Origin of the sequence: Streptomyces poonensis (assembly GCF_014650915.1) — a bacterium.
In the GTDB taxonomy this organism is placed as follows: domain Bacteria; phylum Actinomycetota; class Actinomycetes; order Streptomycetales; family Streptomycetaceae; genus Streptomyces; species Streptomyces poonensis.
In genome coordinates this window covers 486,457-500,500 of record NZ_BMVW01000003.1, presented here as the reverse complement: position 1 = coordinate 500,500, position 14,044 = coordinate 486,457, and the positions used below count along the sequence as shown (strand labels likewise).

General features: G+C 72.0%; 18 protein-coding genes. 14 read left to right on the top strand and 4 right to left on the bottom strand.

Going from position 1 to position 14,044, the window contains the following annotated elements; genetic code table 11:
• Nucleotides 1–53 precede the first annotated feature (53 nt).
• Nucleotides 54–602 carry a hemerythrin domain-containing protein gene (locus IE242_RS12215; RefSeq protein ID WP_189858278.1) on the bottom strand — a complete coding sequence of 183 codons (549 nt, stop codon included), beginning with the start codon at nucleotides 600–602 and terminating at the stop codon, nucleotides 54–56.
• 125 nt (nucleotides 603–727) lie between these two features.
• Between IE242_RS12215 and IE242_RS12210 the strand changes: the two genes are divergently transcribed.
• Nucleotides 728–1,264, top strand: a complete 537-nt coding sequence (locus IE242_RS12210) for a phage holin family protein (RefSeq protein WP_189858276.1) — start codon at nucleotides 728–730, stop codon at nucleotides 1,262–1,264.
• A 1-nt stretch (nucleotide 1,265) separates the two neighbouring features.
• On the opposite strand, the gene IE242_RS12205 is transcribed toward IE242_RS12210, so the two are convergent.
• Entirely contained in the window at nucleotides 1,266–2,357 is a 1,092-nt protein-coding gene (locus IE242_RS12205) for an enolase C-terminal domain-like protein (RefSeq protein WP_189858274.1), read from the bottom strand.
• Nucleotides 2,358–2,427: 70 nt separating this feature from the next.
• A complete protein-coding gene (locus IE242_RS12200; protein ID WP_189858272.1) occupies nucleotides 2,428–3,393 on the bottom strand; it encodes an LLM class F420-dependent oxidoreductase in 966 nt (321 codons plus the stop codon).
• 228 nt (nucleotides 3,394–3,621) lie between these two features.
• Here IE242_RS12200 and IE242_RS12195 point away from each other — a divergent pair, with 228 nt between their 5' ends.
• The 13 genes from IE242_RS12195 (at nucleotide 3,622) to IE242_RS12135 (ending at nucleotide 13,760) form a co-directional block, all read left to right on the top strand.
• Nucleotides 3,622–5,160: an NAD(P)/FAD-dependent oxidoreductase gene (locus IE242_RS12195; RefSeq protein WP_189858270.1), complete on the top strand. Its 1,539-nt coding sequence runs from the start codon at nucleotides 3,622–3,624 to the stop codon at nucleotides 5,158–5,160.
• Complete coding sequence (locus tag IE242_RS12190) at nucleotides 5,157–7,034, top strand: transketolase (protein WP_373299509.1); 1,878 nt, start codon at nucleotides 5,157–5,159, stop codon at nucleotides 7,032–7,034. Before IE242_RS12195 ends, IE242_RS12190 begins: the two co-directional genes overlap by 4 nt.
• 43 nt (nucleotides 7,035–7,077) lie before the next feature.
• Nucleotides 7,078–8,007: a non-homologous end-joining DNA ligase gene (gene ligD / locus IE242_RS12185; protein ID WP_189858269.1), complete on the top strand. Its 930-nt coding sequence runs from the start codon at nucleotides 7,078–7,080 to the stop codon at nucleotides 8,005–8,007.
• Between the two features lie 112 nt (nucleotides 8,008–8,119).
• On the top strand, nucleotides 8,120–8,497 hold the full coding sequence (locus tag IE242_RS12180) for a gas vesicle protein GvpO (RefSeq protein WP_189858267.1): 378 nt from the start codon (nucleotides 8,120–8,122) through the stop codon (nucleotides 8,495–8,497).
• A 46-nt stretch (nucleotides 8,498–8,543) separates the two neighbouring features.
• Entirely contained in the window at nucleotides 8,544–8,966 is a 423-nt protein-coding gene (locus IE242_RS12175; RefSeq protein WP_189858265.1) for a gas vesicle structural protein GvpA, read from the top strand.
• The gene (locus tag IE242_RS12170) at nucleotides 8,963–9,712 is read left to right on the top strand and encodes a GvpL/GvpF family gas vesicle protein (protein ID WP_189858263.1); all 750 of its coding nucleotides are present in this window, start codon (nucleotides 8,963–8,965) and stop codon (nucleotides 9,710–9,712) included. Before IE242_RS12175 ends, IE242_RS12170 begins: the two co-directional genes overlap by 4 nt.
• Before the next feature lie 91 nt (nucleotides 9,713–9,803).
• Nucleotides 9,804–10,067: a gas vesicle protein GvpG gene (locus tag IE242_RS12165; RefSeq protein WP_189858262.1), complete on the top strand. Its 264-nt coding sequence runs from the start codon at nucleotides 9,804–9,806 to the stop codon at nucleotides 10,065–10,067.
• Nucleotides 10,064–10,837 (top strand): DNA primase, encoded by a 774-nt coding sequence (locus tag IE242_RS12160; RefSeq protein WP_189858260.1) that lies wholly within the window; start codon nucleotides 10,064–10,066, stop codon nucleotides 10,835–10,837. Before IE242_RS12165 ends, IE242_RS12160 begins: the two co-directional genes overlap by 4 nt.
• On the top strand, nucleotides 10,834–12,132 hold the full coding sequence (locus IE242_RS12155; protein WP_189858258.1) for an SRPBCC family protein: 1,299 nt from the start codon (nucleotides 10,834–10,836) through the stop codon (nucleotides 12,130–12,132). The genes IE242_RS12160 and IE242_RS12155 overlap by 4 nt, the downstream gene beginning before the upstream one ends.
• Nucleotides 12,129–12,494 carry a gas vesicle protein gene (locus tag IE242_RS12150; protein WP_189858256.1) on the top strand — a complete coding sequence of 122 codons (366 nt, stop codon included), beginning with the start codon at nucleotides 12,129–12,131 and terminating at the stop codon, nucleotides 12,492–12,494. The genes IE242_RS12155 and IE242_RS12150 overlap by 4 nt, the downstream gene beginning before the upstream one ends.
• Nucleotides 12,491–13,282 carry a GvpL/GvpF family gas vesicle protein gene (locus tag IE242_RS12145; protein WP_189858254.1) on the top strand — a complete coding sequence of 264 codons (792 nt, stop codon included), beginning with the start codon at nucleotides 12,491–12,493 and terminating at the stop codon, nucleotides 13,280–13,282. The genes IE242_RS12150 and IE242_RS12145 overlap by 4 nt, the downstream gene beginning before the upstream one ends.
• Nucleotides 13,279–13,467: a gas vesicle protein gene (locus IE242_RS12140; protein ID WP_189858252.1), complete on the top strand. Its 189-nt coding sequence runs from the start codon at nucleotides 13,279–13,281 to the stop codon at nucleotides 13,465–13,467. Before IE242_RS12145 ends, IE242_RS12140 begins: the two co-directional genes overlap by 4 nt.
• Entirely contained in the window at nucleotides 13,464–13,760 is a 297-nt protein-coding gene (locus IE242_RS12135) for a gas vesicle protein K (protein WP_189858251.1), read from the top strand. Before IE242_RS12140 ends, IE242_RS12135 begins: the two co-directional genes overlap by 4 nt.
• Nucleotides 13,761–13,831: 71 nt before the next feature.
• On the opposite strand, the gene IE242_RS12130 is transcribed toward IE242_RS12135, so the two are convergent.
• Entirely contained in the window at nucleotides 13,832–14,002 is a 171-nt protein-coding gene (locus tag IE242_RS12130; RefSeq protein WP_189858249.1) for a hydrophobic protein, read from the bottom strand.
• Nucleotides 14,003–14,044 lie beyond the last annotated feature (42 nt).

The window sequence follows — 14,044 nt, the reverse complement described above, 5'->3', positions numbered from 1 at the left end:
GATCCCGCGGGACCCCACACGCTCTCCCCCTCCGGCCGGCCCCGGGCCACCTGTCAGCCCATCGCCTTGCGGATCGCGTCACGCGTGCGGTCGATGACGGCCGCGACCGGCCCCACCGCCAGGTTCTTCACGGCGGTGTCGGCGCCCGGGTGCGGGCGGGTCGGCGCGACGGCCTCGGCGGCCTTCACCGCGCGGGCCATGTTCTCCAGTTTGGTACGGTCCGCGATCTTGCTGAACTGCGCGAACTCGTACTTCTCCTCGGCCTCGGCGTGGTCCAGCACGTTCTGCCGCAGCTCCTTGAACTGCTGCATGAACTGGGAGGAGTCGGTGTCCATGTCGTCGAGGCGCGACAGCACCTCCTTGGCCCGCTCCTCCTCCCGGATCCGGTCGTTGACCACGAGCTCGCCGTTCTCGATGTTCTTGCGGGCGAAGGGGTGGACGACCTCTTCCTCCGCGGTCTCGTGCACCGCGAGGAGGCGGACGAGCTCGTGGAAGTGCTCCTTCCGTTGCTCGCCCTTGGCCGCCATCACCTCGTCGAGCAGGTTGCGGATCCGGGTGTGCTGAGCCTTCAACAGCTCCACGACGTCGGTGCGTTCGGTCATCCCGTTTCCCTCTTCTCCGGCTCCTGCTGTGGATGGAAGTCGTACGGGCGGGGCGGGTACCCGGGGCCGGCCGCGTTACGCGCGCCGCGGCGTTACGGGCCTTCGGACGGGGGTACTCGCGCCACATGAAACGTCTGGCTCACCTGGAACATCTGGACAGGCACCTGGTCGACGAGCTGGCACAGGTGGCCCGTGAGACCGTGCGCGACGAACTGCGCGAGCAGACGCGCAAGCAGCGCCGCACGGCCGCGCTCTACGCGGCGTCCGGCGCGGCGGCGCTGTACGCGGGCGCCGCGCTGGCGCTCGCCCTCGGTCTGGCGCTCGCGCTGGGCCTGCCCGGCTGGGCCGCCGCGCTGATCACGGGGGCCGTGCTCGGCGCCGTCGCGTACGCGCTGCGCAGCGCGGCACGGCCGGCCGCGGCCCGTCCCGCGGCGGGTGGTCCGGGCGCCGGTGGGGTTCCGGTCCCCGGGACGCCCTCCGACGGCCGGGGCCCGGCCGTTCCGCCGAAGCCGCGCGTCGCGCCCGATGTCTCCGGTACGGCGGGACGCCTGACCGGAGCGCCGGGCAAGGACGGCGGCCCTGTTCCCGGCGCCCCCGGCACGGGGACGACGCCGCCCCCGGGTCCGGCCGACCCCGAGGCACCGCACTTCAGGGAACCGTGAGTCAGCCCGTCCGGTAGTCCTTGATGTCCTCCGTACGCAGCGTCAGGCCATGGCCCACGCCCGCCGTGGGGCGGACGGCACCGCCCGTCGGGTCCAGCGCGCCGTCGAAGAACATCGACTCGATCCGTACATGGTCGTGGAACCACTCGATGTGCCGGAGGTTGGGCACCGAGGCGGCCACGGCGGCGTGTGCGTGCGGGGCGCAGTGGGCCGAGATCTCCAGCCCGTGCGCCTGGGCCAGGGCCGCCGCGCGCAGGAACTCGGTGAGGCCGCCGCACCGGGTGGCGTCCACCTGGAGGCAGTCGACCGCGCCGGCCGCGGTCATCCGGGCGAAGTACGGCAGGTCGTAGCCGTACTCGCCCGCCGCCACGTCGCACACCAGGGCGTCGCGGGCCATCCGCAGACCCGTCAGGTCGTCCGACGACACCGGCTCCTCGAACAGGCCCACGCCGTGGTCGGACAGCACCCGGCCCACGCGGACCGCCTGCTTGCGGTTGTAGGCGCCGTTCGCGTCGACGTACAGCTCGGCCCGCGCGCCGATGACCTGGCGGGCGGAGCGGACCCGGGAGAGGTCACGGGAGACCGCCCGGCCCCAGTCCTCCCCGATCTTGATCTTGACGCGCGGGATGCCCTGTCCGTGCACCCAGCCGCCCAGCTGTGCGGCGAGATGGGTGTCGTGGTAGGTCGTGAATCCGCCGCTGCCGTAGACCGGGACCGTCTCCCGGGCCAGGCCCAGCAGCCGGGCCAGCGGCACCTCGAGGAGCCGGGCCTTCAGGTCCCATAACGCGAGGTCGACCGCCGAGATCGCGCGGGACACCAGCCCGGCGCGGCCCGTGTCCCGCATCGCCCGGCACATCGCGTCGTGCGCCGCCGGGATGTCGAACGCGTCCAGGCCCGTGACGACCGGGCCGAGCTGCTCGTCCAGCACCTCCGCGATCGCGGCGGGGCCGTACGTCCAGCCCGTGCCGGTGCTGGGGCCGGCCGTGACCTCGGCGACGACGATGGTCGTGGTGTCCCAGGACAGGGTGCCGTCCGCCTCGGGCGCGTCGGTCGGCACCGTGTAGACGGAGACCGCCGGGCGCTGCAGCTTCACAGCGCACCCCACGCGCGGCATTCCCGGTGTCGTGGTGACGAGCCGCCGCGGACGACGGGCCGCACCGGCATCAGAGCTCACCCCGCTGCAACTGCGGCAGCACCTTCGTCCGGTAGAAGTCGAAGAAGCCGCGCTGGTCGGGGCCGATCTGGTTGACGTACACCCGGTCGAAGCCCGCCTCGGCGAAGGCGCCGAGGGCCGTGACGTGCTCGTCGGCGTCGTCTCCGCACACCATGTCCTCGCGCACCATCTCCTCGGTGACGAGCGGTGCCACCTGCTCGAAGTGGCGGGGCATGGGCAGCACCTGTCCCAGCTCGCCGGGGAGCAGCTCGTTGTACCAGAGCCGGCGCACCGTGCGGACGGCCTCGTCGCGGTCCGTGCCGTAGCACACCTTGGTGCCGCCGCTCACGAGCTTGGCGCCCCCGCCGCCCTTGCGGTACTGGGTCACCAGCGCCTCGTCGGGCGCCATCGTGATGTAGCCGTCCCCGATGCGCGCCGCGAGCGCCGTCGCCTTGGGGCCGAAGCCGGAGATGTCGATCGGGACGGACTCGTCCGGGACGGTGTAGAGGCGGGCGTTGTCCACCGTGTAGTGGGTGCCGCGGTGGTTGACCGTCTCCCCGGTGAACAGGCGCCGCATCACCTGGATGGCTTCTTCCAGCATCTCCAGGCGGACGTACGACGGCGGCCAGGGCCCGCCGAGGATGTGCTCGTTCAGTGCCTCGCCCGTGCCGACGCCGAGCCGGAAGCGGCCGCCCGTCAGCACCGCGCTCGTCGCCGCGGCCTGCGCCAGCACCGCCGGATGAATGCGTACGGTCGGGCAGGTCACCGCCGTCTCGACGGGCAGCGACACGGCCTCCGAGAGAGCGCCGATCACCGACCACACGAACGGGCTCTGGCCCTGGTGGCGGTTCCACGGATGGTAGTGGTCGGAGATCCACAGACACTGGAAACCGGCCTGCTCGGCCATCCGCGCCTGTTCGATCAGATCCGCCGGCCCCCATTCCTCCGTCGCCAGGAAGTAGCCGTACTCGGGCATTGGGAGCACCTCCGCGACATGCGACCGGACCGGTCGCCGTCCCGGGTAACCCCGCCCCGCGAGCGCGAAACGCCGGGAAACCATGCGTTTGGGCGCCCCGGCCAGGGGGACGCGGAAGACCCGTACGTGTGCCGTACGCGGGACACGTGTGCGTACGGTCGCTTCAGTGGCGCCCCGTACGCGGACCCATGACCGAGACCCGTACGCGACCACTGCCGGAGGCGAACCGTGAGTCGACCCCGCATCGTCATCGTCGGAGCCGGCTTCGCCGGCTACCAGACGGCCCGCACCCTGTCGCGGCTGAGCCGCGGCAAGGCCGACGTCACCGTGCTCAACCCGACCGACCACTTCCTCTATCTGCCCCTGCTGCCCCAGGTCGCCGCCGGCATCCTGGAACCGCGCCGTGTCACCATCTCGCTCACCGGCACCCTCAGTCACGTCCGCCTGGTGCTCGGCGAGGCCGACAGCATCGACCTCGAGGGGCGGACCGTGCAGTACACGGGCCCGGAGGGCGAGGTCGGCACGCTCCCGTACGACCGGCTGGTGCTGGCCGCGGGCAGCGTCAACAAGCTGCTGCCCATTCCGGGCGTCGCCGAGCACGCGCACGGCTTCCGCGGGCTGCCCGAGGCGCTGTACCAGCGCGACCACATCATCCGCCAGATCGAGCTCGCGGCCACCGACGACGACCCCAAGACCTGCGCTGCGCGCTGCACCTTCGTGGTGGTCGGCGCCGGGTACACCGGTACCGAGGTCGCGGCCCAGGGGCAGCTGTTCACCGACGAACTGGTGCGCCAGCACCCGTTGACGAAGGACATCCGCCCCCGCTGGATCCTGCTGGACATCGCCGACCGGGTGCTGCCGGAGCTGGACGAGCGGCTGTCGCGCACCTCGGACCAGGTGCTGCGGCAGCGGGGCGTCGAGGTGCGGATGGGCGTCTCCGTGAAGGAGGCGACGCGCACCGGAGTGCTGCTGACCGACGGCGAGTTCGTCGACACCCGCACGGTGGTGTGGTGCGTCGGCGTCCGGCCCGACCCGCTCGCCGCCTCCCTCGGGCTGCCGATGGAGCGCGGCCGGCTGCTCGTCGAGCCCTCGCTCCAGGTGCCCGGCCACCCCGACGTGTACGCCGCCGGTGACGCGGCCGCCGTGCCCGACCTGGAGAACCCCGGCAAGTACCACCCGATGACGGCCCAGCACGCCTGGCGGCAGGGCAAGGTGGCCGGGCACAACGTGGCCGCCTCGCTCGGCGTCGGCACCCGGCGCCCCTACCGCCACAAGGACCTGGGCTTCGTCGTCGACCTGGGCGGGGTGAAGGCCGCAGCCAACCCGCTGGGCGTGCATCTGTCCGGTCCGTTGGCCGGCGCGGTCACCCGCGGCTACCACCTCGCCGCGATGCCCGGCAACCGCATCCGGGTGGCCGCCGACTGGGTTCTGGACGCCGTACTGCCGCGACAGGCCGTGCAGCTGGGGCTCGTACGGTCCTGGTCGGTGCCGCTGGACACCGCCTCGCCCGAGGTGGCGCGGGTGCCGGGCGGCCCGGAGAAACCGCGGGCCAAGGCCGATGGCAAGCCGCAGGACGAGGGCACTGGAGGAGCGCAGCAGGCGCAGCAGGAGCCCGCCAAGCCCGGACCGGCGGAGATGTCCGGGGGCCCCGCGCGGACCGCGGACCAGCCGGGTGCGCCCGACGCCGGGGACAAACCGGGACCGGTCAAGATCACGGACGACGGCCCGGACGTGTCCCGGCGGCCGGACGGCAAGGAGGGCGCATGAGCGACGAGGGAAGGAACGACGTCACCGTGACCGACCACCAGCTGTCCGAACTCGCCCAGCAGTTGCGCGTCGACAGCGTCCGCGCCGCCGCGGCGGCGGGCTCCGGGCACCCCACCTCCTCCATGTCGGCCGCCGAGCTGATGGCCGTCCTGCTCGCCCGGCACTTCCGCTACGACTTCGAGCGCCCCGACCACCCCGGCAACGACCGGTTCGTGCTCTCCAAGGGCCATGCCTCACCGCTGCTGTACGCCGCGTACAAGGCGGTCGGCGCGATCGACGACGACGAGCTGCTGACCTTCCGCAAGCTCGGCAGCCGCCTCGAAGGGCACCCCACCCCGCGGCGGCTGCCGTGGGTGGAGACCGCCACCGGCTCGCTCGGCCAGGGGCTGCCCGTCGGCGTCGGCATGGCGCTGGCCGGCAAGCGGCTGGACCGTACCGGCTACCGCGTGTGGGTGCTGTGCGGCGACAGCGAACTCGCGGAGGGCTCCATCTGGGAGGCGGCCGAGCATGCCTCGTTCGAGCACCTCGACAACCTCACCGCGATCGTCGACGTCAACCGGCTCGGCCAGCGCGGCCCGACCCGGCACGGGCACGACCTGGACGCGTACGCCCGCCGGTTCGCGGCCTTCGGCTGGCACACCGTGGAGATCGACGGCCATGACGTGGACGCCGTCGACCGCGCGTACGGCGAGGCCGCCTCGACCCTCGGCCAGCCCACCGTGATCCTCGCCCGCACCCTCAAGGGCAAGGGCGTCGCGGCCACCGAGGACCGGGAGGGCCTGCACGGCAAGCCGGTCAAGGACGCCGACGAGGCGATCGAGGAGCTGGGCGGCATCCGCGACCTGCGCGTCGAGGTGCGCAAACCGCCCGCCGCGCGCGTGATGCACGCCGCCCGCGCCGGTCATCTTCAGCTCCCGCCCTTCCAGACCGGCGACGAGGTCGCCACACGCGACGCCTACGGCCAGGCCCTCGCCGCCCTCGGCAGCGGACGCGGCGACATCGTCGCCCTCGACGGCGAGGTCAGTGACTCCACCCGCGCCGAGTACTTCGCCAAGGAACACCCCGAGCGGTTCTTCGAGTGCTACATCGCCGAGCAGCAGATGGTCGCGAACGCGGTCGGGCTCGCGGCGCGCGGCTGGGTGCCGTACGCGTCCACGTTCGCCGCGTTCCTCACCCGCGCCCACGACTTCGTGCGCATGGCCGCCGTCAGCGGAGCGGGCATCAACCTGGTCGGCTCGCACGCGGGCGTCGCCATCGGCCAGGACGGGCCCTCGCAGATGGGCCTGGAGGACCTCGCGATGTTCCGCTCGGTGCACGGCTCCACCGTGCTGTACCCGTGCGACGCGGGCCAGACGGCCAAGCTCGTCGCCGCCATGGCCGACCACGAGGGCATCCGCTATCTGCGCACCTCGCGCGGCAAGACCCCGGTGATCTACGGTCCCGACGAGGAGTTCCCGATCGGCGGCAGCAAGGTGCTGCGCTCCTCCGGGCGGGACCGGCTGACGCTGGTCGCCGCCGGTGTCACCGTCCCCGAGGTCCTCGCCGCCGCCGACGCGCTCGACCGCGAGGGCATCCGGGTCCGGGTGATCGACCTGTACTCGGTCAAGCCCATCGACCGCGCCACCCTGCGCGAGGCCGCCGAGCAGACCGGCTGCCTGATCACGGTCGAGGACCACCGGGAGGAGGGCGGCCTCGGCGACGCGGTCCTCGACGCCTTCGCCGACGGGCGCCCCGTACCGCGCCTGGTGCGCCTGGCCGTGCGGACGATGCCGGGCTCGGCCACGCCCGAGGAGCAGCTGCACGCCGCGGGCATCGACGCCGAGTCGATCGCGGCGGCGGCCCGGCTGCTGGTGGAGCAGGCGGTGGTCCCCTGAGCCCGCCCGTCACCAAGTCTGCTGTCAGTGAAGGGAGTTGAGGATGCCCAGCGCGCGTACGGTGCGGGCCGGCCGGCGCACCGTGGAGCTCCACCGGCCGGACAAGGTGCTCTTCCCCGGCGGCGGACATGGCGAGGAGCACAAGGAGTACACCAAGGCGGACCTCGTCGCGTACTACCGTGCCGTCGCCCCGTATCTGCTGCCCCAGCTGCGGGGACGGCCCCTGATGCTGGAGCGGCACCCGGACGGGACCGACGGGCCCCGGTTCATGCAGAAGAACGCCTCCGAGCACTACCCGGACTGGATCCGGCGGGTGGAGATGACCAAGGAGGGCGGCACCGTCCGCCACGTCGTGTGCGAGGACACGGCCACCCTCGTGTACCTCGCCGACCAGGCCTGCATCACCCTGCACCGCTGGCTCTCCCGGGCCGCCCGGCCCGATGTCCCCGACCGGCTGGTGTTCGACCTCGACCCGGGCGCGGACGACTTCGAGCAGGTCCGGCAGGCCGCCCACGACCTCGGCGAACTGCTCGGTGAGCTGGAACTGCCGTCCGGGCCGATGACGACGGGCTCGCGCGGGGTGCACGTCGTGGTCCCGCTCAGGGGCGACGACGACTTCGACGGTGTGCGGGCGTTCGCCAAGGACGTCGCCGAGGTGCTCGCCGCACGGCGTCCCGACCGGCTCACCACCGCCGCCCGCAAGAAGGACCGGGGCGACCGGCTCTACCTCGACGTCCAGCGCAACGCCTACGCGCAGACCGCCGTCGCCCCCTACACCGTGCGCGCCCGGCCGGGCGCGCCCGTCGCCACCCCGTTCACCTGGGAGCAGCTGGACGACCCGGCGCTCGGCGCCCGTCGCTGGACCGTCGCCGACGCCGTCGACCAGGCGCGGACCGACCCCTGGGCAGGGCTGGCGAACCGGGGCCGCGCACTCGGCCCCGCGCGACGGCGCCTGAACGCGCTGCGCGCCTAGAACCGGCGCCGGGGAAACCGGCCACGCGGTGCGCCGCGCACCGCGTGGCCGGTACACGCTTGCCCGCAGGTTTGGTCAACCCACTTGTGAGCACCCGGTGTTCGAGGTGGCCATGTCGAACACATCGAATGCATCGAATTCACCGAAGACACGCAACTCACCCGAGTCCCGCAAGGGCAACAGCACATCGGAGGACACACGGAGGGCGGCGGACGCCCGGCTCAGCCCGATGGAGGTGCTGCGCCACGCGCGCTCCCAGCTCACGGAGCTGACCGGCATGGTGCCCGAGTCCGTGTCGTCCTTCGAACAGACCGAGGACGGCTGGGCGTTGGAGGTCGAGGTCCTGGAACTGGCCCGGGTCCCCGACACGATGAGCCTGATGGCGAGCTATCTGGTCGAACTCGACCCGAACGGCGAGCTCACCGGCTACCGGCGCGTCCGCCGTTACGAACGCGGGAGGGCCGACGCACATAGGCCCGGCGGCCGGTAGGCCGCCGTCCCGCACCGTCCATCACAGACAAGGAGGACCGGCCGGCATGACCGTGGTTCCTGCACAGCAGACCGGCGGAGGAGGCGGCAGCAGCGGCCTGTACGACGTCCTGGAGCTCGTCCTCGACCGAGGGCTTGTCATCGACGCCTTCGTACGGGTCTCCCTCGTCGGCATTGAGATTCTGAAGATCGACGTCCGTGTCGTCGTCGCGAGCGTCGACACGTATCTGCGTTTCGCCGAGGCGTGCAACCGCCTCGACCTGGAGTCCGGGCCGCGCAAGAGCCCCGGGCTGCCCGACATCGTCGGCGAGATCACCGAGTCGGGTGCGCGCGGCAAGTCCAAGGGTGCCCTGTCCGGTGCCGCCCAGACGATCTCGGACGCCTTCCAGCAGGCCCGCGGCGAGGGGCAGTCCGAGTCGCGGCCGCGTGCCCGCAAGGCCACCGCGCGCAAGAGGGAGGACGAGGAGTGACCACGTACGTCTACGGCATCGCGGCGCGTTCGCACCCCGCGCTCCCCAAGGACATGGGCGGCGTCGGCACCCCGGCCCGGCCCGTGCGCGTCCTTCAGGAGGGCGAGCTGGCCGCCATCGTGAGCGACGCACCCGAGGACCTGCGCCCCAAGCGCAAGGACCTGCTCGCCCACCAGAACGTGCTGAGCGAGGCGGGCGCCGGCGGCGCCGTGCTGCCCATGCGGTTCGGCAGCGTGGCCCCGGACGACGCGGCCGTCACCGGTGTGCTCGCCGAACGTGCCGAGCACTACCTGGAGCGGCTCCAGGCCCTGGACGGCAAGGTCGAGTACAACGTCAAGGCCAGCCACGACCAGGAGGCCGTGCTGCACCGCGTGATGTCCGACAACCCGGAGCTGCGCGCCCTCGTCGAGTCCAACCGGCAGGCGGGCGGCGGGAGTTACGAGGACAAGCTGCGGCTCGGCGAGATGGTGGCGGGCGCGGTGCAGGCCCGGGAGGGCGAGGACGCGGCGGTGCTGCGGCAGGCGCTGGAGACGGCCGCCGCGGCCGAGAGCGTGGGCCCCGAGTCCACCGGCTGGCTCGCCAACCTGTCGTTCCTCGTGGACCGGGAGAAGGCGGAGGAGTTCCTCGCCGCCGTCGAACGGGTCCGCGAGGGCAATCCGCACCTGGACGTGCGGGTCAACGGGCCGCTGCCGCCCTACAGCTTCGTCGAGCCGGCACCGTCCGAGCCGGCGGAGGCGAGGGCGTGAGCGACGGCGGAACGTGAGCGACGGCGGAACGTGTCAGTGACGGCGACGACCGTACGGGCCCGGATCGCGGGCACGGGTGAGGACGGATGGCATGGGACTGATCGGTGAGGTGCTGCTGCTGCCGTTCGCACCCGTGCGCGGCAGCCTCTGGGCGGTACGGCAGGTACTCGCCGAGGCCGAGCGCCAGTACTACGACCCGGCCGCCGTCCGGGCCGAGCTCGCCCGCCTCGAGCAGCTGCTCGAGGCGGGCGAGATCAGCGAGGAGGAGTTCGACCGGCAGGAGGACGTGCTCCTGGACCGGCTGGAGGAGAGCGCGCGCAGGGGCGCGGGAACGGGCAACGGGACGACAGGATGAATCGACTGGGACTGGGCCTGGCCGTCGGGGCCGGATATCTGCTCGGGCGGACCAAGAAGATGAAGCTGGCGTTCGCCGTCGGCACCATGGTGGCGGGCAAGCGGATGAACCTGAGCCCGCGGGGGATCGCGGACCTGGTCTCCCAGCAACTGCAGAACAACCCGCAGTTCAAGGAGATCGGGGACCAGCTCCGCGAGGACCTGCGCGGTGTCGGCAAGGCGGCCTCCGGAGCGCTGGTCGAGCGGCAGATCGAAGGGCTGGCCGACCGGCTGCACGGCAGGACCGCCCAGGTGCGCGACCAGCTCGCCGGAGTGACAGGGAACGTTCCGGGCCGCGGTGGCGAGAAGGACGAGCGGTACGAGGACGAGCAGGACGAGGACGACGAGCGGTACGAGGACGACGCGTACGACGACCGTGAGGTCCGCGACGACCGCGACGACCGCGAGGAGGAGCCGGACGAGGAACCGGAGGAGGAGCCGGAGCGGCGGCCCCGCGCCGCCAGGGCGCCGGCGAAGAAGGCCGCGTCCGGGAAGCCGTCCGCCGGACGGGGCGCGGCCAGGAAGGCGGCGGAGGCCGGCGAGGCCCCCGCGAAGAAGGCGGCCGCCGTGAAGAAGACGGCCAAGAAGGCCCCCGCCAAGGCCCCCGCCAAGAAGGCCGCCGCGAAGAAGGTCCCCGCCAAGAAGACGGCGGCGAAGAAGACGGCCGTGGCCGGGGAGACCGCTCGCGGTGTCCGCACCGCCCGGTCCCCGAAGGGAGGCGGTGACCGATGACCGAGACCCTCCGTTCCGGGCTGGGCGGGGCCGCGGACCAGGCCAAGGACAGTCCGCCGGCCGGTCTGTCCGGTCTGGCCGGCAGTGAGGCGGCCGACCGCCTGAAGGCGGAGGTGCAGGAGTACCTCGCCGTCCAGGCACAGCGCCTGCTGGCCGGCGTCGGCCGGAAGCTCGGCGAGACGACCGGCAAGCTGAACGACATCGCCGAGGGCAACAGCCCGGGCTTCGCCAAGCTCGCGCTCGAGGGCGGCCGCAAGCTCGCCGAGGGCAAGGGCCCCCTGCGCAGCGCCGTGGAGATCGGCGCCTCGCGCGCCAAGGACAACGTGGTGGGCGCGCTGAAGAACCTCGGCGGCGGCAAGGGCAAGCGCAAGGGCGGTGCGGGCCAGAAGCCCACCGTCATCATCGAGTCCATCGACGTCGGCGTGTCCGTGCGCACCGCGTACGACCAGTGGACCCAGTACCAGACCTTCAGCACCTTCGCCAAGGGCGTGAAGAGCGCGAGCCGCGCAGACGACACGCACTCCGACTGGCAGATGAAGATCTTCTGGTCCAGCCGCAGCTGGAAGGCGCACACCACCGAGCAGGCGCCGGACGACCGGATCGTGTGGACCTCGGAGGGCGCGAAGGGCACCACGAAGGGCGTGGTCTCCTTCCACGAGCTCGCCGAGAACCTCACGCGCGTGATCCTGGTCATCGAGTACTACCCGAAGGGCCTGTTCGAGAAGACCGGCAACATCTGGCGCGCCCAGGGCCGCCGAACCCGTCTGGACCTGAAGAACTTCGCCCGTTTCATCATGCTGCGCGGTGAGGCGGAGGACGGCTGGCGCGGTGAGATCCGCGACGGCGAGGTCGTCCGCACCCACGAGGACGCCGTCGCCGAGGAACAGCGGGCGGAGTCCGGGGAGCCCGAGGAGCCCGAGGAGCCCGAGGAGCCCGAGGAGACGGAGGAGACCGGGGAAGAGCGGTCCGAGGAGTCCGAGGCGTCCGACGCGTACGAGGGGCCCGCGGAGGAGGGTGAGTACGAGGAGGGCGAGGAGTCCGGCGAGTACGGGGACCAGGAGTACGAGGAACCCGAGGACTCCGAGGAGCCCGAGGAGTCCTACGAGGAACCCGAGCAGGAGTACGAGGAGCCGGAGCGGGCTTCCGGGAAGGACCCCGAGGACGCCCCGGACGCTCCGGAGGACGAGTACGAGGGCGAGTACGAGGACGAGGACGAGGACCAGTACGACGAGTATGAGGACGAGGAAGAGGAAGAGGACGGGGACCGTGCCGCCGTAGCCGGGGACCGGCGATGACGTTCCCGAGCGGGGGCAGAGTCCCGGAGCCGTACGGCCAGAGCAGCGGCGCCAACCTCGCCGACATCCTCGAGCGCGTCCTCGACAAGGGGCTCGTGATCGCGGGGGACATCCGCATCAACCTGCTCGACATCGAGCTGCTCACCATCAAGCTCCGCCTGATCGTCGCCTCCGTCGACAAGGCGAAGGAGATGGGCATCGACTGGTGGGAGACCGATCCCGCCCTGTCCTCGCGCGCGCACCGCGACGAACTCGCCCGCGAGAACGCCGAGCTGCGCGCGCACCTCGCCGAGTTGGAGCGCGGCCGCGGCCAGGAGGATCCCTCCCTGGAGCGTGGCCGCGTCAGTGAGGAGCCGTCATGACGACCGGTCTGCGCTATGTCTACGCCGTCTGCCGTCCCTTCGACGCCGCGCTCCAGTCGCAGCTGACGGGCGTGGCGGGCGTGCCGCCGAAGCTCCTGTCCCATCACGGGCTGATCGCCGTGCTCAGCGAGGTGCCCGAGTGCGACTTCGCGGAGGAGCCGCTCCGGGCCCATTTGGAGGATCTGGACTGGCTGAGCGCGACCGCCCGCGCCCACCAGGGCGTGATCGACGCGCTGACCACCGTCACCACGCCGCTGCCGCTCCGGCTGGGCACCGTCTTCCGGGACGACAGCGGCGTACGGACGATGATCGAGGCGCGTGAGGACGGTTTCCGGCGCACCCTCGACCGGCTGGAGGGGAGGGTCGAGTGGGGCGTCAAGGTGTATCTCGACGCCGGGACCGCCGTACCGGAGAAGCCGTCCGCGAAGGCCGTGTCGGGCCGGGAGTATCTGCGGCAGCGACGTATGCGGACGCGGTCGCGCGACGAGATGTGGCAGAACGCCGAGACGTTCGCGCAAGGGCTGCACGAAGCGCTCTCCGGCCGTGCCGAGGATTTCCGGCTGCACGCACCGCAGGATTCCGCGCTCTCCGGTGCCGCCGGCCGGAACGTGATGAACGCCGCCTATCTGGTGCCGCGCGGGGAATCGGAGGAATTCGTGGAACTCGTGGACGGTACGAAAGACGCTAAGGACGACACTCCCGGGCTTCGGGTCGAACTCACCGGCCCGTGGGCGCCCTATTCCTTCACCGGGGAGTCCGGAGAGTCCGGCGGGGAGGGACCGGCGTGACGGTCGTGGAGCGGCGTGAGGTCGCCCTCGTCGATCTGCTCGACCGGCTGCTCGCGGGCGGTGTCGTCATCACCGGCGACCTCACCCTGCGCATCGCGGACGTCGACCTGGTCCGTATCGACCTGAACGCGCTGATCAGCTCGGTGAACGAGAACGTTCCCCCGCCGTGGGAGGAGGCCCCGTGACCGGCCCCAGGACCGACGGCGGGAACCGGCTGGAGTTCGAACCCGACACGGTGGAGCGCGACCTCGTCAAGCTCGTGCTGACCGTCGTCGAGCTGCTGCGCCAGCTCATGGAGCGCCAGGCGGTGCGCCGCTTCGAGACGGGTGGCCTGACCGAGGACCAGGAGGAGCGGATCGGCCTCACCCTGATGCTGCTCGACGACCGCATGACCGAGCTGCGAGAGCGCTACGGACTGCGGCCCGAGGACCTGAACCTGGACCTCGGGCCGCTGGGGCCGTTGCTGCCCCGGGACTGACGACCGCTGTCGCAAAGCGATGGGCCCCGCCCTGTTGCCGTCAGGGCGGGGCCCATCGGCCATGTCGCCGGTTACCAGCGGTACCAGCGACCCCGTGTCCCCGATGCGCTCGTGCTCCGCATCAGGAATCCGAGCAGCCAGACCACGAGGACGATCGCGGCGATCCACCAGAGCGCCTTCAATGCGAATCCGGCGCCGAACAGAATCACGGCCAGAAGCAGTACGAGCAAAAGGGGAACCATGATGACACCTCCTGCTCTACGTGTGACCCGAAAACCTTGAAT

What these genes read in the sequence shown, in the direction of transcription:
- IE242_RS12215 (WP_189858278.1), bottom strand. Translation starts at nt 602, where the DNA reads ATGACCGAACGCACCGACGTCGTGGAGCTGTTGAAGGCTCAGCACACC.
- IE242_RS12210 (WP_189858276.1), top strand. Translation starts at nt 728, where the DNA reads ATGAAACGTCTGGCTCACCTGGAACATCTGGACAGGCACCTGGTCGAC.
- IE242_RS12200 (WP_189858272.1), bottom strand. Translation starts at nt 3,393, where the DNA reads ATGCCCGAGTACGGCTACTTCCTGGCGACGGAGGAATGGGGGCCGGCG.
- IE242_RS12190 (WP_373299509.1), top strand. Translation starts at nt 5,157, where the DNA reads ATGAGCGACGAGGGAAGGAACGACGTCACCGTGACCGACCACCAGCTG.
- ligD (WP_189858269.1), top strand. Translation starts at nt 7,078, where the DNA reads ATGCCCAGCGCGCGTACGGTGCGGGCCGGCCGGCGCACCGTGGAGCTC.
- IE242_RS12180 (WP_189858267.1), top strand. Translation starts at nt 8,120, where the DNA reads ATGTCGAACACATCGAATGCATCGAATTCACCGAAGACACGCAACTCA.
- IE242_RS12175 (WP_189858265.1), top strand. Translation starts at nt 8,544, where the DNA reads ATGACCGTGGTTCCTGCACAGCAGACCGGCGGAGGAGGCGGCAGCAGC.
- IE242_RS12165 (WP_189858262.1), top strand. Translation starts at nt 9,804, where the DNA reads ATGGGACTGATCGGTGAGGTGCTGCTGCTGCCGTTCGCACCCGTGCGC.
- IE242_RS12160 (WP_189858260.1), top strand. Translation starts at nt 10,064, where the DNA reads ATGAATCGACTGGGACTGGGCCTGGCCGTCGGGGCCGGATATCTGCTC.
- IE242_RS12155 (WP_189858258.1), top strand. Translation starts at nt 10,834, where the DNA reads ATGACCGAGACCCTCCGTTCCGGGCTGGGCGGGGCCGCGGACCAGGCC.
- IE242_RS12150 (WP_189858256.1), top strand. Translation starts at nt 12,129, where the DNA reads ATGACGTTCCCGAGCGGGGGCAGAGTCCCGGAGCCGTACGGCCAGAGC.
- IE242_RS12145 (WP_189858254.1), top strand. Translation starts at nt 12,491, where the DNA reads ATGACGACCGGTCTGCGCTATGTCTACGCCGTCTGCCGTCCCTTCGAC.
- IE242_RS12130 (WP_189858249.1), bottom strand. Translation starts at nt 14,002, where the DNA reads ATGGTTCCCCTTTTGCTCGTACTGCTTCTGGCCGTGATTCTGTTCGGC.